General features: G+C 74.4%; 19 protein-coding genes and 1 pseudogene. 13 read left to right on the top strand and 7 right to left on the bottom strand.

What is annotated here, in order from left to right; genetic code table 11:
- Nucleotides 1-206: 206 nt before the first annotated feature.
- On the bottom strand, nucleotides 207-878 hold the full coding sequence (locus LFA75_RS10990) for an NUDIX hydrolase (protein WP_225233680.1): 672 nt from the start codon (nucleotides 876-878) through the stop codon (nucleotides 207-209).
- Nucleotides 879-957: 79 nt separating this feature from the next.
- On the opposite strand from LFA75_RS10990, the gene LFA75_RS10985 reads away from it, so the two are divergent.
- Complete coding sequence (locus LFA75_RS10985; protein WP_225233679.1) at nucleotides 958-1,956, top strand: SPFH domain-containing protein; 999 nt, start codon at nucleotides 958-960, stop codon at nucleotides 1,954-1,956.
- Nucleotides 1,953-2,843 carry an NAD(+)/NADH kinase gene (locus tag LFA75_RS10980; RefSeq protein WP_225233678.1) on the top strand — a complete coding sequence of 297 codons (891 nt, stop codon included), beginning with the start codon at nucleotides 1,953-1,955 and terminating at the stop codon, nucleotides 2,841-2,843. The genes LFA75_RS10985 and LFA75_RS10980 overlap by 4 nt, the downstream gene beginning before the upstream one ends.
- On the opposite strand, the gene LFA75_RS10975 is transcribed toward LFA75_RS10980, so the two are convergent.
- Nucleotides 2,840-3,430: a class I SAM-dependent DNA methyltransferase gene (locus LFA75_RS10975; RefSeq protein WP_225233677.1), complete on the bottom strand. Its 591-nt coding sequence runs from the start codon at nucleotides 3,428-3,430 to the stop codon at nucleotides 2,840-2,842. The two genes, LFA75_RS10980 and LFA75_RS10975, sit on opposite strands and share 4 nt — an antisense overlap.
- Nucleotides 3,431-3,448: 18 nt before the next feature.
- Here LFA75_RS10975 and LFA75_RS10970 point away from each other — a divergent pair, with 18 nt between their 5' ends.
- From LFA75_RS10970 to LFA75_RS10950, 5 genes and pseudogenes are all read left to right on the top strand, one after another.
- Entirely contained in the window at nucleotides 3,449-4,783 is a 1,335-nt protein-coding gene (locus tag LFA75_RS10970; protein ID WP_225233676.1) for a DNA polymerase IV, read from the top strand.
- 89 nt (nucleotides 4,784-4,872) lie between these two features.
- Nucleotides 4,873-5,418, top strand: a complete 546-nt coding sequence (locus LFA75_RS10965; RefSeq protein WP_225233675.1) for a hypothetical protein — start codon at nucleotides 4,873-4,875, stop codon at nucleotides 5,416-5,418.
- Nucleotides 5,415-6,008, top strand: a pseudogene (locus LFA75_RS10960) (flotillin family protein); the annotation flags it as partial. The gene LFA75_RS10965 and the pseudogene LFA75_RS10960, both read left to right, overlap by 4 nt.
- Before the next feature lie 608 nt (nucleotides 6,009-6,616).
- Nucleotides 6,617-6,943 (top strand): flotillin domain-containing protein, encoded by a 327-nt coding sequence (locus LFA75_RS10955; protein ID WP_263639374.1) that lies wholly within the window; start codon nucleotides 6,617-6,619, stop codon nucleotides 6,941-6,943.
- 30 nt (nucleotides 6,944-6,973) lie between these two features.
- Nucleotides 6,974-7,408, top strand: a complete 435-nt coding sequence (locus LFA75_RS10950; protein WP_225233674.1) for a GNAT family N-acetyltransferase — start codon at nucleotides 6,974-6,976, stop codon at nucleotides 7,406-7,408.
- A gap of 88 nt (nucleotides 7,409-7,496) precedes the next feature.
- Here LFA75_RS10950 and LFA75_RS10945 read toward each other — a convergent pair whose 3' ends face one another.
- Together LFA75_RS10945 and LFA75_RS10940 are read right to left on the bottom strand one after the other, a co-directional pair.
- Entirely contained in the window at nucleotides 7,497-9,317 is a 1,821-nt protein-coding gene (locus LFA75_RS10945) for a DEAD/DEAH box helicase (protein WP_225233673.1), read from the bottom strand.
- Nucleotides 9,318-9,389: 72 nt separating this feature from the next.
- On the bottom strand, nucleotides 9,390-10,094 hold the full coding sequence (locus tag LFA75_RS10940) for a glutamine amidotransferase-related protein (RefSeq protein WP_225233672.1): 705 nt from the start codon (nucleotides 10,092-10,094) through the stop codon (nucleotides 9,390-9,392).
- 160 nt (nucleotides 10,095-10,254) lie between these two features.
- On the opposite strand from LFA75_RS10940, the gene LFA75_RS10935 reads away from it, so the two are divergent.
- Entirely contained in the window at nucleotides 10,255-11,097 is an 843-nt protein-coding gene (locus LFA75_RS10935; RefSeq protein ID WP_225233671.1) for an alpha/beta fold hydrolase, read from the top strand.
- Here the strand turns inward: LFA75_RS10935 and LFA75_RS10930 are convergent.
- The gene (locus tag LFA75_RS10930) at nucleotides 11,090-14,386 is read right to left on the bottom strand and encodes a DEAD/DEAH box helicase (RefSeq protein WP_225233670.1); all 3,297 of its coding nucleotides are present in this window, start codon (nucleotides 14,384-14,386) and stop codon (nucleotides 11,090-11,092) included. The two genes, LFA75_RS10935 and LFA75_RS10930, sit on opposite strands and share 8 nt — an antisense overlap.
- A gap of 190 nt (nucleotides 14,387-14,576) precedes the next feature.
- Between LFA75_RS10930 and LFA75_RS10925 the strand changes: the two genes are divergently transcribed.
- Together LFA75_RS10925 and pgm are read left to right on the top strand one after the other, a co-directional pair.
- Entirely contained in the window at nucleotides 14,577-15,455 is an 879-nt protein-coding gene (locus tag LFA75_RS10925) for a DUF4253 domain-containing protein (RefSeq protein ID WP_225233669.1), read from the top strand.
- A gap of 46 nt (nucleotides 15,456-15,501) precedes the next feature.
- Complete coding sequence (gene pgm / locus LFA75_RS10920; RefSeq protein ID WP_225233668.1) at nucleotides 15,502-17,136, top strand: phosphoglucomutase (alpha-D-glucose-1,6-bisphosphate-dependent); 1,635 nt, start codon at nucleotides 15,502-15,504, stop codon at nucleotides 17,134-17,136.
- Between the two features lie 197 nt (nucleotides 17,137-17,333).
- Here the strand turns inward: pgm and glpK (LFA75_RS10915) are convergent, their stop codons facing one another.
- Both glpK (LFA75_RS10915) and LFA75_RS10910 read right to left on the bottom strand, forming a co-directional pair.
- Nucleotides 17,334-18,854 carry a glycerol kinase GlpK gene (glpK, locus tag LFA75_RS10915; protein WP_225233667.1) on the bottom strand — a complete coding sequence of 507 codons (1,521 nt, stop codon included), beginning with the start codon at nucleotides 18,852-18,854 and terminating at the stop codon, nucleotides 17,334-17,336.
- Between the two features lie 47 nt (nucleotides 18,855-18,901).
- Nucleotides 18,902-19,636 carry an MIP/aquaporin family protein gene (locus LFA75_RS10910; protein WP_225233666.1) on the bottom strand — a complete coding sequence of 245 codons (735 nt, stop codon included), beginning with the start codon at nucleotides 19,634-19,636 and terminating at the stop codon, nucleotides 18,902-18,904.
- Between the two features lie 181 nt (nucleotides 19,637-19,817).
- On the opposite strand from LFA75_RS10910, the gene LFA75_RS10905 reads away from it, so the two are divergent.
- The 3 genes from LFA75_RS10905 to LFA75_RS10895 all read left to right on the top strand — a co-directional run bounded on the left by LFA75_RS10905 (nucleotide 19,818) and on the right by LFA75_RS10895 (nucleotide 23,884).
- Nucleotides 19,818-20,537 (top strand): IclR family transcriptional regulator, encoded by a 720-nt coding sequence (locus tag LFA75_RS10905; protein ID WP_225233665.1) that lies wholly within the window; start codon nucleotides 19,818-19,820, stop codon nucleotides 20,535-20,537.
- Entirely contained in the window at nucleotides 20,530-22,035 is a 1,506-nt protein-coding gene (glpK, locus tag LFA75_RS10900) for a glycerol kinase GlpK (protein WP_225233664.1), read from the top strand. The genes LFA75_RS10905 and glpK (LFA75_RS10900) overlap by 8 nt, the downstream gene beginning before the upstream one ends.
- A gap of 118 nt (nucleotides 22,036-22,153) precedes the next feature.
- Nucleotides 22,154-23,884 carry a glycerol-3-phosphate dehydrogenase/oxidase gene (locus LFA75_RS10895; protein ID WP_225233663.1) on the top strand — a complete coding sequence of 577 codons (1,731 nt, stop codon included), beginning with the start codon at nucleotides 22,154-22,156 and terminating at the stop codon, nucleotides 23,882-23,884.
- Nucleotides 23,885-23,893: the final 9 nt, after the last annotated feature.

The raw sequence follows: 23,893 nt of genomic DNA, 5'->3' as shown, positions 1-23,893 counted from the left end.
GAGATCCTGGGCGTCCGGGTCGCCGGCGAGGGGGAGAAGGCCGAGCTGCTCGCCGCCGAGCCCGAGGTCTGCTTCACCATCCCGCACTTCGACGGGTTCCCCGCCGTCCTGGTCCGGCTGGACGACGTCGCCGAGGACCTGCTCGCCGAGCTGGTCGTCGGCGCCTGGCGGTGCCGGGCGCCGAAGAAGCTGCTGGCCGACCGGCCCTAGGTGTCGGTGCGCAGCAGCGGCGGGTGCAGCTGGTCGGCGGTCCCGCGGCGGAAGAGCTGCGCGGGGCGGCCGCCGTCCCGGGTCGTCGTCTCCCCCGTGGCCGCCAGCAGGTCGGGGGTGCCGGTGACCTTGCGGTGGAAGTTGCGCGGGTCCAGGGCGCGGCCCCACACGACCTCGTAGACCCGGCGCAGCTGGGCGACGGTGAACTCGGCCGGGCAGAACGCCGTCCCCAGCGCGGTGTACTCGAGCTTGGCACGGGCCCGCTCGACGCCGTCGGCGAGCACCCGGTCGTGGTCGAAGGCCAGCCCGCGGGCCTCGTGCACCGGCACCCAGCGGGCCTCGGCGGCGTCGGACCCGGCGGTGGGCACCGGCTGGTCGGGCACCAGGGCCAGGTGCGCCACGGTCACCACCCGCTGGCGGGGGTCGCGGTCCGGCGCGCCGTAGGAGGCCAGCTGCTCCAGGTGGCCGACGACCAGGCCGGTCTCCTCGGCCAGCTCGCGCGCGGCCGCCGTCCCCAGGTCCTCGTCGGGGCGGACGAAACCGCCGGGCAGGGCGTCCTGCCCGGCGAACGGCTCGACCCCGCGGCGCACCAGCAGCACGCAGAGCTCGTCGGTGCGGACGGTCAGCACCACGAGGTCCACGGTCACCGCGAAGGAGGGATGCGCCACGCCGCCACCCTAGCGTCAAATTGACGACAAGCCCTCCTGCTGCTTATCGTCGTGCTGACGACAACCTCAGGAGGCAGACATGGCCGACATCGCCCGCTACCCCTTCGTGCGGCACCTGCGCGGCTCGGCGACCGCGCACGTCCAGCACGTCACCGCCGGCCGGCTGCGGCACGGCGGCACCGGCGCCAGCTTCTGGTTCCGCCCGCTGTCGGCGGTGCTCAGCGAGATCCCGGTCGACGACCGCGAGCTCCCGCTGCTGTTCCACGCCCGGACGGCGGACTTCCAGGACGTCACCGTGCAGATGACGCTGACCTTCCGGTTCGCCGACCCGGTGCTGGCCGCCGGTCGGGTCGACTTCTCCGTCGACCCGGACACCGGCACCTGGCGGGGCACCCCGCTGGAGCAGGTCGCCGGGCTGCTCACCGAGTCGGCCCAGCAGCACGCCATCGACCTGCTGGCCGGCGGCGTGCTGACCACGGTGCTCACCGCCGGGGTGGGCCCGGTGCGGGCGGCCGTGGCCGCCGGGCTGGCCGCCGACGCCCGGCTGGTGGAGACCGGCATCGCCGTGGTCGACGTCCGGGTGGTGGCGATCCGGCCCGAGCCCGAGATGGAGCGGGCGCTGCGGACGCCGACCCGCGAGCAGGTGCAGGCCGCCGCGGACGCCGCGACCTACGCCCGCCGGGCCACCGCCGTCGAGCGGGAGCGCGCGATCAGCGAGAACGAGCTGGCCAACCAGGTCGAGCTGGCCCGCCGCGAGGAGGAGCTGGTCGGCCAGCGCGGGGTGAACGCCCGCCGGGAGGCCGAGAACGCGGCCGAGGCGGCCGAGGTCGCGGCGGGGGCGAAGGCCCGGCGGGACCGCACCGCCATGGAGGTGGAGGCCGACCGCAAGCGGGTGCTCGGCGAGGCGACGGGCGCGGCCAACCGGGCGGAGCTGGCCGCCTGGGCCGAGCTGCCGATCGAGACGGTGCACGCGCTGGCGCTGCGGCAGCTGGCGAACAACCTGCCGCAGATCCAGAACCTCACCATCACCCCGGAGCTGCTGACCGGTCTGCTGGCCAAGCTGGGGGCACAGCGGTGAGCCTGGCGCCGCGGGTGGTGCTGGTGCACCGGGCCACCGAGCTGACCGAGGTGGTGGCCCGGCACGGCACCCGCGGGCAGGCGGCGTTCTTCCTGCGCAGCCGGGGGCGGGACGTCGAGGAGGTCGCCGCGCACGACGCCGCCCAGCGGGCCGCGGTGGCCGCTGCGCTGGCGCAGGTGCCGCTGGACTGGCGGCGGGGCAGCGTGGAGCGGGGCGACCTGCCGCGGTTCCTCTTCGCCCCGGACGACGTGGTGCTGGTGGTCGGCCAGGACGGGCTGGTGGCCAACGTGGCCAAGTACCTCGACGGCCAGCCGGTGGTGGGTGTCGACCCCGAGCCCGGCCGCAACGCCGGCGTCCTGGTCCGGCACCGGGCCGACGACGTCGCCGGCCTCCTGGCCCACCGGGACCGGGCCGACGAGCTGACCATGGTCGAGGCGCGAGCCGACGACGGGCAGGCCCTCACCGCGCTCAACGAGGTCTACCTGGGTCAGCCCACCCACCAGACGGCCCGGTACCGGCTGCGGGCGCCCGGCGGCGAGCCGGAGCGGCAGGCGTCGTCCGGGGTGCTGGTCTCCACCGGCACCGGGGCGACCGGCTGGGGCCGCGCCGCGGCGCTGGAGCGGCGCAGCGGGCTGGCGCTGCCCGGGCCCACGGACGACGCCCTGGCCTGGTTCGTCCGGGAGGCGTGGCCCTCGCCGGTCACCGGCACGACCTGCACCGAGGGCCTGCTGACCGGGGACCAGCGGCTCGCGCTGACCGTGGAGAGCGACCAGCTGGTGGTCTTCGGGGACGGCCTGGAGGACGACCACCTGACGCTGTCCTGGGGGCAGCAGGTGACCGTCGGCCGCTCGGCTCGCCGGCTGCGGCTGGTCCAGCCGGGGGTCTAGGCGGGGCGCAGGACGGCGACCAGGAAGTCCGACTGCGGCGTCCACGGGCGCAGGTCCCAGGTGGCCAGCAGCAGGTCCTCGGCCCAGCCGGTCGCCGCGGCGTCGGCGCGGAACTCGGCGAAGCCGTAGCCGCGGTGGTCGCCGAACCCGATCGCCAGCCGACCGGGCGGCTCCAGGTGGGCCAGCAGCCGGGCCAGCGCGTCCCGTCGCCGGTCCGGCGCCACGAAGGTGATCACGTTGCCGGCGCAGACGATGCCGTCGAACGTCGTCCCCAGGTCGAGCGTGGTCAGGTCGCCGACCAGCCAGGTCGGGCCGGGGTGGTCGGTGCGCGCGGCCGCGACGAGCACCGGGTCGCCGTCCACCCCGGTGACGACGTGCCCGACGCGGTGCAGCGCGCCGCCCACCCGGCCCGGGCCGCAGCCGGCGTCCAGCACCCGCGAGCCGCGCGGCAGCAGGGCGTCGACCAGCCGGGCCTCGCCGTCCAGGTCGGCGCCCTCGGCGGCCAGCGTGCGGAACCGGTCCACGTACCGCTGGGAGTGCTTGGGGTCCTCGGCGACGATCTCGGCCCAGCTCGCGTGGTCGGACATGCAGGCATCATCCATGGGGTGCGATCCGAGGCCAGCGTGCTCCACCTGGACCTGGACGCCTTCTTCGCCGCCGTCGAGCAGCGCGACAAGCCCTCGCTGCGCGGCAAGCCGGTGGTGGTCGGCGGGACCGGTGGCCGGGGCGTGGTCGCCACTGCCTCCTACGAGGCCCGCGCCTACGGGGCGCGCAGCGCGATGTCCAGCGGCGAGGCCCGCCGCCGGTGCCCCCCGGGGACGGCGTTCCTGGGCGGCCGGTTCGCCGCGTACTCCCTCACCTCGCGGGTGGTCATGGACCTGCTGCGCGAGCTGTCGCCGCTGGTCGAGCAGGTGAGCGTGGACGAGGCCTACGTCGACCTGGCCGCCGGCGGCCACGCCCTGGACGTCGAGTCGTTGACCGCGCTGGCGCACGACCTCAAGGAGCGGCTCCACACGGCCACCGGCGGCGTGCGCGGCTCGGTCGGCATCGCCTCGTCCAAGACGCTGGCCAAGATCGGCAGCGAGCTCGACAAGCCCGACGGCCTGCTGGTCATCCCCGCCGGCAGCGAGCTCGACGTGCTGCACCCGCTGCCGGTGCGGTCGCTGCCCGGCGTCGGCCCGGCCACCGGCGACCGGCTGTCCTCGGTCGGCGTCCGCACGGTCGCCGACCTGCACGAGCGGTCGCTGACCGACCTGGTCACCCTGGTCGGCCAGGCGCACGGGTCGGGGCTGTACCGCCTGGCCCGGGCGGACGACGACCGGCCGGTCGTGCCCGACCGCGAGGCCAAGAGCGTCTCCGCCGAGCGCACCTACGCCACCGACCTGACCGACCTCGCGACGCTGGAGCACGAGATCGGCTCGCTGGCCCAGCGGGTGGTGACCCGGCTGCAGAAGGACGGGACGGCGGGGCGCACCGTGACGCTGAAGTTCCGCCGCTACGACTTCACCACCCTCACCCGGTCCCAGACGCTGACCCAGCCCTTCGACGACGTCCGCACGGTCGCCGACGTCGCCCGCCGGCTGCTGGCCGGGATCGACCGCACCGGCGGGGTGCGGCTGCTCGGGGTCGGCGTCTCCGGCCTGGCCACCTATGTGCAGGGCGACCTGTTCGCCGAGGACCCCGAGCCGGTCGCCGACCTCGAGGAGGACATCGACGCCGTCCCGGAGCCCGAGGCCGTCCGGGCGGTCCCGGTGTGGCACCCGGGGCAGGACGTCGAGCACGCGGAGATGGGCCGGGGCTGGGTGTGGGGCAGCGGCCTCAACCGGGTCACCGTCCGGTTCGAGGGCCCGCGGACCGCCCCCGGACCGGTGCGCACCTACGCCGGGGACGACCCCGACCTGTCCCCCGCCGACCCACCGGACTGGCGCTCGGACGGGTGAGGCCGGCGGACCGTTCCGGGACCCGGCTTGATCGGAACGCCGCCCACCTGTGAGGCTGGGGCGCCCGCAGCCCGCCCGAGAGGAGCCCGTTGGACGCCACCGCGCTCGCGTTCCTCGCCGTGGGCGGCGTCGGTGTGCTCGTCCTGGTGCTCGCGCTGGTCGGCGGGGAGATCGGCCACCTGGGCCACCCCGACGCCGACGGCCCGTTCTCCCTCCCGGCGATCGCCGCCTTCGTCGGCGGGGGCGGCTTCGGCGGCGCGGCGGCGTCCGCCCTGCTGCCGGACCTGCCGGGCGTGGTCACCGTGCTGCTCTGCCTGGTCGTGGGGGTGGTCGTCGCGCTCCCGCTGGCCGCCGGTGCGGTGAAGCTGGCCAGCGGCCTGCGCGACATGCCCACCGCGCCGACCCTCACCGAGGGCGACCTGCTCGGCAGCCAGGGCGTGGTGGTCTCCGCCGTCCCGGCCGGCGGGTTCGGCGAGGTCCGGCTGTCCCTGGGCGGCCAGCAGCTCAAGTACGCCGCCCGCAGCGAGGTCGCCCTGCCGACCGGCACCCCTGTCTACGTCGTCGACACCCCGTCGCCGACCTCGGTGGAGGTCGTCTCGACCGCACCGGAACCGTCTGGAGGCACCCCCACGTGACCCTGCTCATCGCGATCGGCGGCATCGCCGTCCTGGTCGTCCTGCTCGTCCTGCTGGTGCTGTCCCGGATCAAGGTGGCCGGCCCCAACCAGGCGTTCCTGGTCACCGGGCGGCAGGGCCGGTCGGTCACCGGTGCCGACGGGTCGATCAGCCGCGACATGTCCGGCCAGAAGGTCGTGATGGGCGCGAGCATCTTCGTGCTCCCCGTCGTGCAGAAGCTGCACACCCTGGACCTGTCCAGCCGGCGCATCCCGGTCGGCATCCGCGGCGCGGTGAGCAAGCAGGGCGTCAAGTGCGACCTGGAGGGCGTGGCGATCGTCAAGGTCGGCGGCAACGAGTCCTCGATCCGGGCCGCCGCCCAGCGCTTCCTGCAGCAGCAGGCCGGCATCGACACCTTCACCTCGGAGGTGCTGGCCGGTGCGCTGCGCTCGATCGTCGGCCGGCTGACCATCGAGGAGATCATCCGGGACCGCGCGGCGTTCGCCTCCGCCGTCGCCGAAGAGGCCGAGTCGTCCCTCACCGGCCAGGGCCTGGTGCTGGACACCTTCCAGCTGCAGGACATCCAGGCCGAGGGCACCTACCTGGCCGACCTGGGTCGCCCCGAGGCCGCCCGGGTGCTCAAGGAGGCCTCGATCGCCGAGGCCCGCGCCCGGCAGGCCGCGCAGCAGGAGCAGCTGCTGGCCGACGAGGCCATCGCGGTCTCCCAGCGGCAGCTGGCGCTCAAGCAGGCCGAGATCGCCGCCGAGACCGACGCCGCCAAGGCCCGCGCCGCCGCGGCCGGCCCGCTGGCCCAGGCCGCGCAGGACCAGCAGGTGCTCGCCGAGCAGGAGAAGGTCGCTGCCCGCACCGCGACGCTGACCCAGGCCCAGCTCGACACCCAGGTCCGCCGTCCGGCCGACGCCGAGCGGTACCGGGTCGAGCAGGAGGCCGAGGGCCGCAAGAACTCGAAGATCCTCACCGCCGAGGCCGACCGGCAGGCCACCATCGCCGCCGCCCAGGCCGCCGCCGAGCAGGCCAAGCTCGCCGGCGAGGGCGGCGGGCCTGCCGGTCGGCGCTGGCCGACGCCGAGGCGATCGAGGGCGCCAAGCGCGGGGAGGCCGAGAAGCTGCGCCGTCAGGCGATCGCCGACGCCGTCGAGCGCGAGGGTGTCGCCGAGGCCGCCGCGATCCTCGCCAAGGGCAAGGCCGAGGCGGAGTCGATGGACGCCCGCTCGCAGGCCTTCAGCACCTACGGCGAGGCCGCGATCCTGGACCTGCTGGTCAAGGTGCTGCCCGAGGTCGTCGCCGCCGCGGCCGCCCCGCTGTCCAGCGTGGACAAGATGACCGTGATCAGCGCCGACGGTCCGGGGTCGCTGTCCCGCTCGGTGGCCTCCAACGTGGCGCAGGGTCTGCAGCTGTCCGGTGACCTGACCGGTATCGACATGGCCTCGCTGCTCAAGCGGCTGTCCGGTGCCGCCGCCGAGTCGGTGGGCGACGGGGTGACCCGGGTGCCGGTGGACGGGTCGGTGGACGGCCACCCGGTCTGACCGCCCGGGCCCGGGCGGCAGGATGGGGCGGTGATCGTGGAGAAGCGCTTCGCCGACCTGTCCCCGCTCGAGCTCTACGGCCTGCTGCGGTTGCGGGTCGACGTCTTCGTGGTGGAGCAGACCTGCCCCTACCCGGAGCTGGACGGCCGGGACACCGAGCCCGGCACGGTGCACGTCTGGATCTCCGGCGAGGACGGCGAGGTGCAGTCCTGCATCCGGGTGCTGGAGAACGGCGAGGACCGGGCGATCGGCCGGGTCGCCACCGCGGTCGGCGCCCGCGGCCGGGGGCTGTCGGCCCAGCTGATCGCCCGCGGGCTGGAGCTGTGCGCGGGCCGGACGGTGGACATCGGCGCCCAGGCCTACCTGGAGGGCTGGTACGCCCGGTTCGGCTTCGAGCGCTCGGGCGAGGACTACCTGGAGGACGGCATCCCGCACCTCCCCATGCGGGTGGTCGCGCCGGCCTGACCCCGGGCGCCGAGACTGCAGATCGGCAACGGTGACCCGCCCGGGACGGGCGCGGCGGCGTGGCCGATCTGCATGATCACCGGCGGGGTCAGTCGGCGGCCGTCAGGGAGGTCGACGGGAGCCAGTCGGCGTCCAGCAGCTCGGCGATCTGCTGCAGGCCGGCGGTGTCCCCGCCGGCGGTCGAGCCGGTGACCGCCAGCCGCTCGACCATCACCTTGGCGACCTGCTCCTCGACGGTGTCCTCGGCGTAGGCGATCCGCCACGGCGACACCTGGTGGTCCCGGTGGGTGCGGCCGGTGACCTGCCGGGCGCCGATCCCGGAGAACCGGGGTTGGTGGAACAGCCCGACCCGCGGGGTGGTCGACGCGGTGGCGCCGCCGGGCAGCTGCTCGCCGGCGTGCAGGCTGATCGAGGCGGTCACGGTGAACACGCAGACCTTGGACTCCCCGGTCTGGAAGCGCAGCCGCTCGGCCTCGACGTCGAACCGGTCGCGGCCGTAGATGCCCGACACCGGCACGCCGGCGTCCAGCAGCGCCTGCCGGATCGGGTCGGCGGCGGTCTCCACGAACTCGACCGAGACCGCCACCTGCCGGTCGGCCTCCACCTGGGCCTTCACCCAGTCGACCGTCGCCGGCACCCGGATCAGGCCCGCCTTCTGCCGGAACCGCAGCAGCGCGGCCCGGCCGCGGGCGGTCTGCCGGGCCCGGCGGGCCAGCTGCATCTCGGCCCGGAACTCCTGCCAGTCGCCCTCGTACTGCGCCCGCTCGGCCGGCGTGAGGGCGACCGGGGTGCCGGTGACCTGCACCTGGCCCCACGGCGCCGGCCGGTACAGCGTGGACGGCGGGTCGGTGTCGGTCAGCCAGCCGCGCAGGGTGGCCAGGTCGGCCCGCCGCTCGTCGGGGTCCTCGGTCCAGGCGGCGCCGTAGCGGCCCTGTTCCACGTGGAACCCGTGCTCGGCGAGCTTCACCGGCAGGTTCGACCAGGCGCGCAGCGGCTCGTCGTGCAGCTGGGCCAGGTGCGGGGCGAGGTAGGGCAGCTCCAGCGGAGAGTGCGCCGGGGTCGCCGTGGCCAGCAGCACGAACGGGGCGTCCTTCACCCGGCCGGAGCCCGAGACCGCCTTCCAGTGCTTCCAGCGCTGCGTGGTGGTGTGCCGGACCATGTGCGCCTCGTCGGCGACGACGACGTCGAAGTGCAGGCCGCGCACCTTGCCCAGCCGGTCCCAGGTGGTCACGCACCAGCGCAGCCCACCCGCGCCGAAGGCGGTGATCGACCGCGTCCAGTGCGGGATCGTGATGGCCGCGGGGCGGTCGGCGACCACCAGCACGGTGCGGGCGCCGCGGCGGGCGGCGATCTGCTGCACGGCGAGGACGGCGGTGCCGGTCTTGCCCACGCCGGGGTCGTCGCCCAGCAGGAACATCCGCCCGCCGGCGGCCTCGTGCGCCGCGATCGCCGCGGCCCCGCTGACCTGCTCGGCCCGCGGGGTCATCCGGTCGCCGGCCGGCACCGGGCGGGGGGTCTCGTTGAGCTCGTCCTCCAGGAACCGCTCGAAGGTGTACGGGCCCGGCAGGTAGGGCGCGAGCTCGGGCGGCGGAGTGGCCCCGACCCAGAGGTGGGCCTGCAGGTCCTTGTCCCAGACCGCCCCGGGCGCCGGGGCGCGGAACGGGACGGCGAGCACCCAGACCCGCTCCCCCGGGCCCGCCACGGGCCGGACGGACGCCGTGCGGGGTGCCGCCTTCGTCGCAGCCTTCCGCGGGGCCGCCTTGGTAACCGCGGCCTTGCGGGGCGCGGCCTTCGTCGCCCCGGCCTTGGTCGCCCCGGCCTTGGTCGCCCCGGCCTTCGGGGACGCGGCCTTCCGGGCGGTCGTGGTGGACCGGCGGGTGGTGGTGGCGCGACGGCGACGACCGGGCACGGGACTCCTCAGCGCAGGCGGACGGATGCCCCCGACGCTAGGCGAGGGGTCCGACGGTCCCGGGGACGTCGGTCAGGCGGCGAGGGAGGGCGCGAGCCGGTGCGCCCCGGCGGTGGCGAGCACGACGGACAGGGAGCGGGCCGGGTCCAGCGCGGACTCGGCCGCGGCGACCGCCGGCACGCCGGTGAGGTCGGTGAAGGCGTTGCCGGCCCGCTCGGCCCCGGCCGCGCCGAGCTCGGGGTGGAACTGCACCCCGGTGACCCGGGAGCCGAGGGTGAAGCCCTGCAGCCGGGTGGCGCCACCGGTCCAGGTCAGCCGCACCCCCGGGGTGCGGAGGTACGCGGCGGGGACCTGCTGCACGTGCGCGGTCGCCACGTGCAGGGTGGGCTCGCCGTCGCCGCGCAGCGTCGTCGTCCCGACCTCGCCGCCGCCGGGCACCGGGTCGGGCAGCACCCCGCCGCTCACCGCCGCGATCATCTGGGCGCCGAGGCAGATGCCGACCACCGAGGCGCGGTCGGCGTCGGCCGCCTCGAGTCCGGCGCGGACGGCGTCCAGGCGGTCGGCCATCGCCGCCGTGCCGGAGTCCACCGGCTCGAGGCCGCCGCTGAAGACGTGCAGGACGCCGGGGCGGCCCTGGTGCTCGGCGGCGGGGTCGCCCCACGGGACGACGGCGACCTGCCACCCGAGCCCGGCCAGCACCTCGGCGACCGGCTCGCCCCACCCCACGGAGGACCAGGCGGTACCGCTGCCCGCCCAGACCACTGCCTGCCCGCTCATCACCGAGCCACCATGACCGTCGCACCGGCCGACCCCCGGCGGCGACACGGGGGCGCCGATCACGGTCGCGTCACACTGGTCCCGTGCTGCTCCTCCTGCCCCGTGATCCGCTCGCGCCCCGCCGGGTGGACGAGCACGTCGCCCCCGAGGCCGGCGCCCGGTGACCGCGGACCTAGAGCTGGCCACCCGGACGATCGGCGACGAGGGCCCCCGGGTCGCATTCGTGCACGGTCTGTTCGGCCAGGGCCGCAACTGGACGACGGTGGCCCGCCGGCTGGCCGAGGACGGGCACCGGGTGACCCTGGTCGACCTGCCCAACCACGGGCACTCGCCCTGGACCGACCGGGTGGACTACGTCGACATGGCGCAGCTGCTGGGTGACCTGCTGGCCGGGTTCGGCGAGCCGGTGACGCTGGTGGGGCACTCGATGGGCGGCAAGGTGTCGATGCAGCTGGCGCTGCGCCGGCCCGAGCTGCTGCGCGCGCTGGTGGTCGTGGACATCTCGCCGTCGGTCTACCCGGAGACCGGTGGCCGGACCGACGACCCGGACGAGGAGGCCTCCCCGTTCGCGGCGTTCATCGCGGCGATGCGGGCGATCGACCTGGACTCGCTGGCCACCCGGGAGGACGCCGACGCCGCGCTGCGGGCCGCGGTGCCCAGCGACATGGTGCGCGGGTTCCTGCTGCAGTCGTTGGTGCGGGACGGCACGACCGGCTGGCGGTGGCGGCTGAACCTGCCGCTGCTGGCCCGTGACCTCGGCGAGCTGCGCGGCTTCCCCGAGCCGCCGCCGGGAGCGGTGTTCGAGCGGCCGGTGCTGTGGATCGCCGGGGCCAGCTCCACCTACGTGCTCGAGGAGGACCGGGCACGGATGGCCGAGCTGTTCCCCGCCGTCCGGCTGGTGCGGGTCAAGCACGCCGGGCACTGGGTGCACTCGGAGGCCCCGGAGGTGTTCACCGAGGCGGTGCGCCGGTTCCTCGTCCAGGTGGAGCGCCCGGTCAGCTGAACAGGCCGCGGATGTCGTCGGCGGTGAGCGGTGCGGACAGCACGCCGTCCTCGTCGACCACCTGGTCGAAGATCGCCTGTTTGCGCGCCTTGAGGGCCATCACCTTCTCCTCGATGGTGTCCTTGGCGACCAGCCGGTAGACCATCACGTTGCGGGTCTGGCCGATCCGGTGCGCCCGGTCGACGGCCTGTGCCTCGGCAGCCGGGTTCCACCACGGGTCGAGCACGAAGACGTAGTCGGCGGCGGTCAGGTTCAGCCCGAATCCGCCGGCCTTGAGGCTGATCAGGAACACCGGCACCTCGCCCTCGGTGAAGCTGGCGATGACCGCCGGCCGCTGCCGGGTGGACCCGTCGAGGTAGGCGTAGCCGATGCCCTCGGCGTCGAGCTGGGCCCGGATGCGGGCCAGGTAGCCGGTGAACTGGCTGAACACCAGCACCCGGTGGCCCTCGGCGAGCACCTCGCGCAGGTGCTCGAGGAAGGCCTCGGTCTTGTCCGAGCGGACGGAGTCGTGCTCGGGGTCGGCCAGCGCGGGGTCCAGGGCCAGCTGCCGGAGCAGGGTCAGCGACCGCAGGATCTCGAAGCGGTGCGCGTCCATGTCGTCGACCAGCCGGAGCACCTTGCGGCGCTCCCGCTGAAGCGCGGTCCGGTACAGGGTCTCGTGCCGGCCGGTGAGCCGGACCTCGAGCACCTGCTCCTGCTTGGCCGGCAGGTCGGCGGCCACCAGCTCCTTGGTGCGCCGCAGCATCAGCGGGCGCAGCCGGCGGCGCAGGACCCCCAACCGGCCCGGGTCGGTGCCGCGCTCGATCGGCCGGCGCCACTGCTCGTTGAAGCCCTCGGCGTCGGGGAACAGGCCCGGGGCGCAGATGGACAGCAGGGACCACAGGTCCATCAGGCTGTTCTCCATCGGCGTGCCGGTGATGGCCAGCTTGAACGGCGCGTCGACGGTGCGGGCGGCCCGGTAGGCCTTGGCCTGCCGGTTCTTCACGAACTGCGCCTCGTCCAGCAGCATCCCGCGCCAGGTCACCCCGGCGTACTCGTCCTCGTCCAGGCGCAGCAGCGTGTACGAGGTGATCACCAGGTCGGCGCCGGCGACCCGGGTGGCCAGCGGCACCCCGGCCTTGGCCGACGTCTCCTCCACCGCGGTGCACACCAGGCCGGGGGCGAAGCGGGCGGCCTCGGAGAGCCAGTTGCCGACCACGCTGGTGGGGGCGACGACCAGGACCGGGGCGGTGAGCTGGCCGGCGTCCTTGGCCCGCTGCAGCAGCGCCAGGGCCTGCAGCGTCTTGCCCAGCCCCATGTCGTCGGCCAGCACCCCGCCGAGGTCGTGGTCCCACAGGAAGCTCAGCCAGCGGAAGCCCTCCAGCTGGTAGGGCCGCAGCTGGGCGGTGATGCCGGCCGGCACCTCGGGCAGCGGCAGCGACTCCAGCTCCAGGAGGGCTGCGGTGCTGCGCTCCCACCGCGCGCTCTGCTCGGCGACCACGCCCAGCTGGCGCAGGTCGCCCCACAGGCCGGCCTGCCACCGGTTGATCCGGGTGGGCGGCTTGCGGCGGTCCTGCAGGGCCCCGGCCTCGGCGATCAGCTCGGCCAGCACGGCGAACTCCGGGCCGTCGAGCGGGAAGTAGGTGCCACCGGGCAGGAACAGGTGCGTCTGCTTGGTGGCCAGCGCACGGAACAGGTGGGCGAAGGGGACGTCCTGGCCGTCGACGGTGACCGTGATGCCCAGGTCGAACCAGTCGGCGTCGCCGACCGCGGGGTCGGTGACCGACACGCTGACCACCGGTGCCGAGGTGGCCGCCCGGTAGTCGGGGGCGTCGCCGAGCTCGGTGACCCGGACGCCCTGGTCGCGCAACGAGGGCAGCACGCCCTCGCAGAAGACGGCGGCGTCGAGCTCCCGCAGCTCGACCGAGGGGGCCAGGCCACGCTGCACGGTCGCCTGCCGCAGCTGCGGGAAGCGGCCGTCGGGCAGCACGACCCCGCTGAGCAGGGTGCGCTCGGCCCGGTCGTTGCGCCCCGGGTCGCCGACCGCGCCGGTCAGCGGCACCCGCCGGCCCTCGGGGACCTCGTCCCCGGTCGACTCCGCGGCCGGGTAGACGATCGACCAGTCCAGGGTGAGCCGGGCGCCGTCGGCGTGGCTGACGGTCAGCGCGAGCACCGGCGGCTGGACCGAGGGCAGCTCCACCGACCCGTCGGGCGAGACCAGCTCGACCATGCGCTGCAGCGCGGGCACCAGCTCCCGGCGGACCCGGTCGCCGTCGGCCGCGGGCACCTCCAGCCGGGGGAAGCGGGCGATCATCCGGGACAGCTCGACCGGCACCCGGGCGTCGAAGGGCACCAGGCGCAGCGCGTCGCCGTCGACAACGAAGGCGCCGTGCACCGGAGTACCCACCAGGGTCAGCCCGGCCAGCGGGGTCAGCCCGGCGGCGCGGTCGACCACCGCCTCCAGCAGCAGGTCGCCGCGCTCGTTCGCGGTGGCCTGCATCCGCAGCGTGGCCGGGGTCTCGAGCACCACCCGGTCGGCCGGGGTCTTGGCGGTCACGAAGGTGACGCCGGCCCGCTGCGCCTCGCGCAGCAGCCGCCACAGCTGGGGCCCGACCTCGTCGAGGAAGACGGCGTCGGGGTTGCCGTAGTAGCCCGAGGACCCGGCCGACTGCGCGGCCCGGTACAGCTCGACCAGCACGTCGCGGTGCTCGGGGACCCGCCGGACCGGCCCGTGCTCGAAGGGCAGGTCACGCCAGGTCACCCCGGTGCGGACCCACCGCCCGGCCCGGCCCGGGACCACCGGCCGCAGCCGCACCTGCACCGGGACGCGCTGCCCGGCGCGCCCGGTGGGGGCGTTGAGCTCGAACTGGAGGCCGACCGGGACGAGATCGGTGGCGGCCGCGTTCGGCGTGAGGTCGGCCAGCGCGGTCTCCCAGGCCGGCCGCGCGGGCTTGGGGGCCACCCGGGGTGCGGTCGGTGGCCAGCTCTCGACCAGGTCGCCCACCGGGTCGAACGCGGTGCCCTGGCCGTCGGGGCCCAGGGAAAGCAGCACGGCGGCGGCGTGCTTGCACTGGGCGCTCACCGGGCAGCTGCACCGGCCGACCCACTCCTCCAGGTCGGCGAATGCGGCGACCTGGTAGATCTCGCCGCGGGATCCCACCACGACGCCGGACACGTGATCGGTGGACTGGACGACTGCCGAACGCACCTTGCGGCCCCGCACGCAGGCCCGCCCCCGGAAGACGACGGCATCGCCGAAGCAGGACGCGAGGAATTCCTCGTCGAGCGGGAGGGCGAGCGCTGCGGTCACGACGACGACGGTAGCCACGCCCACCGACGGTCTGGGCGCGACCGGAAGATCTGTGGACAACGCACGGTCGTGTGGACGACCGGCTCCGCACGTCGCCGTCCTGTGGCTCGATGCCGGCATGCAACCGCGCAGCAGGGCGACGGGGACCCACCTCATCCCCGTCCGTACCCCTCTCCCGGAGTCCGAGCTGGTGGGGACCACGCCGGCCGCCATCCGGCGGCGGCTCGGGACGCTCTCCCCGGACGACGAGTGGGACATGGGCCTGGACCGCACCCGGGGCGGCCACCTCCGTCCGCTGGCGACGCTGAGCCATCGCGACGGCGACTTCACCATGACCGACCCGCCCAGGGCTTGGCGGATCGACGACACCCACACGGATGGCCGCTACGGAGAACCCTGGCGGATCTGGCGGGCCTGGGCCGAGGTCTTCGACCGGACAGGGGTGTGGCCGGTGACCGGGCTCGCCGGTGCCTACCGGGACGAATCGGAGGAGCGGCTGCCCCATGCGGACCCGGTCGGCGATCCGCGGGACGCAGCCGAGGTGCTCGCGACGTGCTGGGAGGGCGCCCGCCTCGTGCGGCCTGACGGCACTCTGCTGCCGCACCCATCCTGGCCTGGTTTGGCCGCGCCGGTCGGGGAGCAGGCCGACCAGGTCCGCATCGACGAGGTCCCCTGCGGCCCACGTCTGGCGCTGGTCCCCGCGCCCCGACCGGCCGACGTCCCCGCCCGGTTGGGGTGGACCGGGGCGTGCAACTGGCACAGCGACTTCGGAGACCGGTACCTCGAGCGGCGGACGTCGGCGTCCCAGGTCTCCGGTGTGCTGCGCAGCTGGGAGGACCGCTTCGGCGCATACCTGGTGCAGCTCGGGTTCGCGGACCTGGATCTCGTGGTCACCAGGCCGCCCACGGACGACGACACCCTCCGCTTGCTCGCGAACGAGCACTACGCCTTCTGCCCGGACAACTTCGCGCCGCAGACCTACGAGCGGTGGGACCAGCCGCCCTACACCGCGGAGCAGTACGCGGCGCTGCTCCGCGGAGCGACCACCTGGCATTTCTGGTGGGACTGAGACCGCCCGGTCGCCGGGGGAGGTCCCCCGGGGCGAAGATCACCCCATGAGCAACGAGCGCGCCGGCACCCCGGCCCAGCCGTCGGACCTCGTCGACGTCCCGCACCTGGTCACGGCCTACTACTCGACCCGGCCCGACCCAGCGGACCCCGACCAGCAGGTCGTGTTCGGCACCAGCGGCCACCGCGGGTCCAGCCTGGACGGTGCGTTCAACGAGGCGCACATCCTGGCCACCACCCAGGCGATCGTGGAGTACCGCAAGGGCCAGGGGTACGACGGGCCGTTGTTCGTCGGCCGCGACACCCACGGGCTGTCCGAGCCGGCCTGGGTCACCGCGCTGGAGGTGCTCGCCGCCAACGACGTCACCGTCCTGGTCGACGACGCCGACCGCTACACGCCCACCCCGGCGGTCAGCCACGCCATCCTGCGGGCCAACCGCGGCAAGACCTCGGGCCTGGCCGACGGCATCGTGGTCACCCCCAGCCACAACCCGCCCCGCGACGGCGGCTTCAAGTACAACCCGCCGCACGGCGGGCCGGCCGACTCCGACGCCACAGGCTGGATCGCCGGCCGGGCCAACGAGCTGCTGCGCGCCGGGCTGGACGGCGTCCGGCGGGTGCCGTTCGCGCAGGCCCGCGCCGCCGCCCAGGGCTACGACTTCACCGGCACCTACGTCGCCGACCTGCCCGAGGTGCTCGACCTGGACGCCGTCCGGGCGGCCGGCGTCCGGATCGGCGCCGACCCGCTGGGCGGGGCCAGCGTCGACTACTGGGGCCGGATCGCCGAGGTGCACGGTCTGGACCTGACCGTGGTGAACCCGCTGGTCGACCCCACGTGGCGGTTCATGACGCTGGACTGGGACGGCAAGATCCGGATGGACTGCTCGTCGCCGTCGGCGATGGCGTCGCTGATCGAGCAGAAGGACCGCTTCCAGATCGCCACCGGCAACGACGCCGACGCCGACCGGCACGGCATCGTCACCCCCGACGGCGGGCTGATGAACCCCAACCACTACCTCGCGGTGGCCATCTCCTACCTGTTCGCGCACCGGCCGGGCTGGGCGCCGAGCACCGCGGTGGGCAAGACGCTGGTGTCCTCGTCGCTGATCGACCGGGTGGTCGCCGACCTCGGCCGTGAGTTGCGCGAGGTGCCGGTCGGCTTCAAGTGGTTCGTGCCCGGGCTGATCGACGGGTCGGTCGGGTTCGGCGGCGAGGAGTCCGCCGGTGCCTCGTTCCTGCGCCGGGACGGCGGCGTCTGGACGACGGACAAGGACGGCCTGCTCCTGGCCCTGCTCGCCAGCGAGATCCAGGCGGTCACCGGGAAGTCGCCGTCCGAGCTGCACCGGGAGCTGACCGGCCGCTTCGGCGAGTCGGCCTACGCCCGGGTGGACGCGGCGGCGACCCGCGAGGAGAAGGCCAAGCTCGGGAAGCTGTCCCCCGCCGACGTCACCGCGACCGAGCTGGCCGGGGAGCCGATCACCGCCAAGCTCACCGAGGCACCGGGCAACGGCGCGAAGGTCGGCGGGCTGAAGGTGACCACCGAGAATGCCTGGTTCGCCGCCCGCCCGTCGGGCACCGAGGACGTCTACAAGATCTACGCCGAGTCCTTCAAGGGCCCCGACCACCTGGCCCAGGTGCAGGAGGAGGCCCGGGCGGTGGTGGGCGCCGCACTGGGCTCGTAGAACGGCGTTGATCAGCTGGGTCCACGAACCGCCGTCCTGGCTCACCGACGCCGGTGAGCCAGGACGGCGTCTGCTGAACCCAGCTGATCAACGACGGGACTGTCCACCTACGCAGGAGTCCGTCCTCCTGCACCAGATCTGGTGCAGGAGGACGGACTTCCGAGCACCCCCCTGATCAACGCTGGGGGGCGAGGGGCCTACGAGACGTCGTCGTCGACCCAGTCCAGGGTCTTGGTGACGGCCTTCTGCCAGTTGCGGTAGTTGCGCTCGCGCTCGGCGGCGTCCATCTGCGGCTCCCAGCGCTTGTCCTCGGCCCACTTGGCGGTGAGCTCGTCGAGGGAGGACCAGAAGCCCACCGCGAGACCGGCCGCGTAGGCCGCGCCCAGGGCGGTGGTCTCGACGATCTCGGGCCGGATGACGGGGACGTCGAGCACGTCGGCCTGGAACTGCATGAGCAGCTCGTTGCCGACCATGCCGCCGTCCACGCGCAGCTCGGTCAGGTCGACCCCGGAGTCGGCGTTCATGGCGTCGAGCACCTCGCGGGTCTGGAAGGCGGTGGCCTCCAGGACGGCGCGGGCGATGTGGCCCTTGTTCACGAACCGGGTGAGCCCGACGAGCGCGCCGCGGGCGTCGGAGCGCCAGTGCGGGGCGAAGAGGCCGGAGAACGCCGGGACGATGTAGGCCCCGCCGTTGTCCTCGACGCCGGCGGCCAGGGTCTCCACCTCGGGGGCGTCCTTGATCATGCCCAGGTTGTCCCGCAGCCACTGCACCAGCGACCCGGTGACGGCGATCGAGCCCTCGAGGGCGTACACCGGCTTGGCGTCGCCGAGCTTGTAGCACAGCGTCGTGAGCAGGCCGTTCTCCGAGGGGACGGCCTCCTCGCCGGTGTTGAGCAGCATGAAGTTGCCCGTGCCGTAGGTGTTCTTGGCCATGCCCTTCTCGAAGCAGACCTGGCCGAAGGTGGCCGCCTGCTGGTCGCCCAGCGACCCCGAGATCGGGACGCCGGCGAGGAAGCCGGCGGCGCGGCCCTTGCCGTAGACCTCGGAGTTGGACCGGATCTCCGGGAGCATCGACATCGGGATGCCCATCTCCTCGGCGATGTCCGGGAGCCACTCGAGGGTGCGGTAGTCCATGAGCATCGTGCGCGAGGCGTTGGAGACGTCGGTGATGTGCAGGCCGCCGTCGGTGCCGCCGGTCATGTTCCAGATCAACCAGGAGTCGATCGTGCCCATGACCAGGTCACCGGCCTCGGCCTTCTCGCGGGCGCCGTCGACGTTGTCCAGGATCCAGCGGACCTTGGGGCCGGCGAAGTAGGTCGCCAGCGGCAGGCCGACCCGGTCCTTGTAGCGCTCGTCGCCGCCGCCGAGGGCGGCGAGCTCGTCGCAGATCTTGCCGGTGCGGGTGTCCTGCCAGACGATCGCGTTGTAGACCGGCTGGCCGGTGGTCCTGTCCCAGACGACCGTGGTCTCGCGCTGGTTGGTGATGCCGACGGCGACGACGTCGGACGTCGAGGCGTTGCCCCGGGCCAGCGCCTGGCCGACGACCTCGCGGGTGTTGGCCCAGATCTCGGTGGCGTCGTGCTCGACCCACCCGGCGCGCGGGAAGATCTGCTCATGCTCCTTCTGCCCGGTCGCGACGATCTTGCCGTCGTGGTCGAAGAGGATGCAGCGGGTGCTCGTGGTGCCCTGGTCGATCGCGGCGACGTACTTGCCAGCCATGGGGTGTCTCCTCTGCTCTGAGGTGCGGTGGTCTGCGGGGGTGGGGGCTAGATCGAGACGTGCGAGAACAGGCCGGCGAGGACCGCGCCGATGATCGGGCCCACGATCGGGACCCAGGCGTAGGACCAGTTGCTGGCGCCCTTGTTCTTGATGGGCAGCAGGAAGTGCGCGATGCGCGGGCCCAGGTCGCGGGCCGGGTTGATCGCGTACCCGGTCGGGCCGCCCAGCGAGGCGCCGATGCCGACGACGAGCAGCGCCACGGCCAGCGGGCCGATCTCGGTCGGGGTGTCCCCGAAGCGCAGCACGATGTAGACCAGCACGAACGTGCCGAGGGCCTCGGTGATGATGTTGTCGACGTAGCTCTTGATGGCCGGGCCGGTGGAGAAGGTGCCCAGGATCGTGCCGGGGTCGGTCTCGGTCTCGTAGTGCTTGCGGAAGGCCAGCCAGGCCAGCACGGCACCGATGAACGCCCCGAGGAGCTCGGCGGCGAAGTACACCAGCGTGGACGCGAGGGTGACCTCGACGCCCGGTGCGTACTCGGCGGCGCCGCTGACCAGCAAGCCGATGGTGACCGCCGGGTTCAGGTGGGCCCCGGAGGTGGCGGCGGCGAAGACACCCGCGAAGACCGCGAGCCCCCAGCCGAAGATGATCACGATGTAGCCGCCACCCAGGGCGCCCGACTTGGCGAGCAGCACGTTGGCGACCACGCCGACGCCGAGCAGGATGAGGATCGCGGTACCGGTGACCTCGCTGCCGAAGACGGTCCAGAGACTGGTGGTCAAGGGGGGAACTCCTGTCTACGAGCCCGCGGCGGTGCGGGCCGGTTCGGTGCCAGGGGGCCGCCTGTGTCCCCGATCACCCTGGCGCCTGGACGCTAGGTGTCCCCGGTCACCGGGCGGAAGCCGTTGCGTACGACATCGTCGGACAGGACCGATCGGTCCCGGATGGCCTACGGTCCGCGGTGTGCCGGGCACCGTGCAGTCACTCGAGCGGGCGGCCGCGATCCTGCAGGTGGTCGCCGGCAGCGGCGGCACCCTGGGCGTGACCGACATCGCCGCCGCGGTGGGCCTGCCCAAGACGACCGCGCACAGCCTGCTGCGCACCCTGCTCGGCGTCCGGTTCGTCGAGCAGGACCGGGAGGGCCGCTACGCGCTGGGCCAGGGCCTGCTGCGGCTGGGCAGCGGGCACCTCGACGTCAACGAGCTGCGCTCCCGGGCGTCCAACTGGGCCGACGCGCTGGCCTCGCGCAGCGGGCACGCCGTCCGGCTGGCGAGCCTGGTCGACGCCCAGGTCGTCGTGGTGCACCACGTCTTCCGGCCCGACGACTCCGCCCAGGTGCTCGACGTCGGCACGCTGCTGCCGGCCGGCCGGACGGCGCTGGGCGCGGTGCTCGCCGCGTTCGCCCCGCACCGCTCGGTGCGCGGGCTGCCCGACACCGGCCGCGCGGAGGTCACCGCGGTGCGGGCCCGCGGGTGGGCCGCCGACGAGGGCGGCCACCAGCCGGGCAGCGCGGCGGTCGCCGTGCCGGTGCGTGGGTCCACCGGCCTGGTGGTGGCCGCGCTGGGCATCGCCGGCCCCGCCGAGACCGTGCTGGACGGTCGCCACCAGCCGCGCCCCCGGCTGGTGGCGATGGTGCAGGAGTCCGCGCAGGGGATCGCCCGGGAGCTGGGCTGGCATGGCTGACCGCTACGTGCTGGCGGGCGACCAGGGGACGACGTCGACCCGGTCCATCGTGTTCGACCGGGGCGGCCGGATGGTCTCGGTGCGCCAGCGCGAGCACCGCCAGTTCTTCCCACGGCCCGGGTGGGTCGAGCACGACCCCATGGAGATCTGGGCGAACACGCAGCGGACGGCGGCCCAGGCGCTGCACGACGCGGCGTCCAGCGCAGGCGAGGTGGTGGCCCTCGGCATCGCCAACCAGCGCGAGACCACCGTCGTCTGGGACCGCGCCACCGGCCGGCCGATCACCCGGGCGATCGTCTGGCAGGACACCCGGACCGCCGACCTGGTCGCCCACCTCTCCGCCCGGCCCGACGCCGCGGTCGTGGCCGAGCACAGCGGGATGGACATCGCCGGGTACTTCGCCGGGCCGCGGCTGCGCTGGGTGCTGGACGCGGTGCCGCGGGCCCGGGAGCGGGCCGAGCGCGGGGAGCTGCTGTTCGGCACCATGGAGACCTGGCTGATCTGGAACCTCACCGGGGGCACCGACGGCGGGGTGCACGTCACCGACGTGACCAACGCCAGCCGGACGTCGCTGATGGACGTGCGCACCTGCCGCTGGGACCCCGTCCTGCTGGACTTCTTCGGCATCCCCGAGACGCTGCTGCCCGAGATCCGGCCGTCGGTCGGTCTGCTGGGCAGCGCCACCGCGCTGGGCTCCCCCATCCCGATCACCGGCGCGCTGGGCGACCAGCAGGCGGCGCTGTTCGGCCAGGCCTGCTTCGCCCCCGGCGAGGCCAAGTGCACCTACGGCACCGGCAGCTTCCTGCTGCAGAACACCGGCACGGAGCTGGTGCGCACCCGGTCGGGGTCCATCTCCACGGTGGCCTACCAGCTGGCCGGCGAGCCGGTGCACTACGCGCTGGAGGGGTCGGTCGCCGTCGCCGGGGCGCTGGTGCAGTGGCTGCGCGACGGGCTGGGGCTGATCGGCACCGCCCCGGAGATCGAGACCCTCGCGCGGACCGTCGAGGACAACGGCGGGTGCTACGTCGTCCCCGCGTTCTCCGGCCTGCTGGCGCCGCACTGGCGGGGCGAGGCGCGCGGGCTGGTGGCCGGGCTGACCGGGTACGTGACCAAGGGCCACCTGGCCCGGGCCGTGCTGGAGGCCACCGGCTGGCAGACCCGGGACGTCGTCGCCGCGATGGCCGCGGACTCCGGGCTGGCGCTGCCCGCGCTCCGGGTCGACGGCGGGATGACCACCAACAACCTGCTCATGCAGTTCGTCGCCGACGTGCTGAACACCCCCGTCGTCCGGCCGATGGTCGGGGAGACGGTGTCCCTCGGCGCGGCCTACGCGGCCGGGCTGGCGGTCGGGCTGTGGGCCGATGTGGGCGCGTTGCGCCGCAACTGGCACCGCTCGGCACAGTGGTCCCCGGTGCCGGCCCGGGCGGCCCAGCTGACCGCGGAGTACCCCACCTGGGAGAAGGCCGTCCGGCTGTCGATCGCCTGGGGCGAGAGCTGAGCCGTCCGACACTGTCGTACGGATCGCGTCGCCGCCCGCCGCACCCGGTCCTACCGTGGGCGTCGAGCGTCCGGGATGCACCGAGGCTCCCGGGCCGCACCGAACCGAGGAGTGCGCCATGTCCGCCGTCCCCCCGATGGGTCCCGAGGCGCGGGCCGCAGCCTGGGCCGCCCTGGCCGCCGAGGAGTTCGAGGTCCTGGTCGTCGGCGGTGGTGTCACCGGCGCCGGCGTCGCGCTGGACGCCGCCACCCGTGGCCTGAAGACCGCTCTGGTCGAGGCCCGCGACTTCGCCTCCGGGACGTCGTCCCGCTCGTCGAAGCTCTTCCACGGCGGCCTGCGCTACCTGGAGCAGTTCGACTTCGGCCTGGTCCGCGAGGCGCTGCACGAGCGCGACCTCGCCGTGAACCGGATCAGCCCGCACCTGGTCAAGCCGCTGCCCTTCCTGTACCCGCTGACCCACCGCGTGTGGGAGCGGCCCTACGTCACCGCCGGCCTGGCGCTGTACGACGGGCTGGCCCGGTTCGGCGCGCTCAGCGAGCCGATGCCGTCGCAGAAGCACCTGTCCCGCACCGGCGCCCGCAAGCTCTTCCCGGCGCTGAAGCCCGACGCGCTGGTCGGCGCCGTCCGCTACTTCGACGCCCAGGCCGACGACGCCCGGCACACCCTCACCGTCGCGCTGACCGCCGCGAAGTACGGCGCCACCGTGCTGAACTCCGCCGAGGTCGTCTCGTTCCTGCGGGTCGGCGGCCGCGTGGTCGGCGCCCGGGTGCGCGACGTGGAGACCGGCCAGGAGATCGACGTCAAGAGCGAGGTCGTGGTCAACGCGACCGGCGTGTGGACCGATGACCTGCAGACCCTGGTGGGCGGCCGCGGCCGGTTCCACGTCCGGGCCTCGAAGGGCGTGCACATCGTCGTCCCGCGGGACCGGATCAACGGCGAGACCGGGCTGATCCTCAAGACCGAGAAGTCGGTCCTGTTCGTCATCCCGTGGGGCTCGCACTGGATCGTCGGCACCACCGACACCGACTGGGACCTGGACAAGGCCCACCCGGCGGCGTCCAAGGCCGACATCGACTACATCCTCGAGCACGTCAACCGGGTGCTGACCACCCCGCTGACCCACGAGGACATCTCCGGGGTCTTCGCCGGCCTGCGCCCGCTGCTGTCCGGGGAGTCCGAGGACACCAGCCAGCTCTCCCGCGAGCACGCCGTCGCCCGGCCCTCGCCCGGCGTCATCTCCGTCGCCGGCGGCAAGTACACGACGTACCGGCCGATGGCCGCCGACGCCGTGGACGCCGTCGCCGAGGACGTCACCCGGACCGTGCCGGCCAGCGTCACCGAGGACATCCCGCTGGTCGGGGCCGAGGGCTACCACGCGATGGTCAACTCCCTGGACCGGCTGGCCGACACCTGGGGCATCGGCAACTACCGCGCCGAGCACCTGCTCAACCGGTACGGCTCGCTGACCCCCGACGTGCTGGCCCTGGCCGCCGACGACCGCTCGCTGCTGCAGCCGGTGCCCGGCGCCGAGGAGTACCTCATGGTCGAGATGGTGTGGGGGGCCGCGCACGAGGGCGCCCTGCACCTGGACGACCTGCTCGCCCGGCGCACCCGGATCTCGATCGAGACCCCGCACCGCGGCACCGAGTCCGCGCAGGCCGTCGCCGAGGCCGTCGCCGGCGTCCTCGGGTGGGACGACGAGCGGGTCGCCAACGAGGTGGCCTCCTACGCCGCCCGGGTCGAGGCCGAGCGCCGCTCGCAGACCCAGGACGACGACCGGGCAGCCGACGCCGTCCGCGTCGCCGCACCGGACACCCGCGCCGTCGCCGTGGGCCGCGCCCTGGTGTAGCCGAACCCG

The sequence above is a fragment of the Klenkia terrae genome (assembly GCF_900491935.1).
Classification (GTDB): Bacteria; Actinomycetota; Actinomycetes; order Mycobacteriales; family Geodermatophilaceae; genus Klenkia; species Klenkia terrae.
The sequence above is the reverse complement of the archived record's forward strand: the minus strand, read 5'-3'. Positions and strand labels throughout refer to the sequence as shown.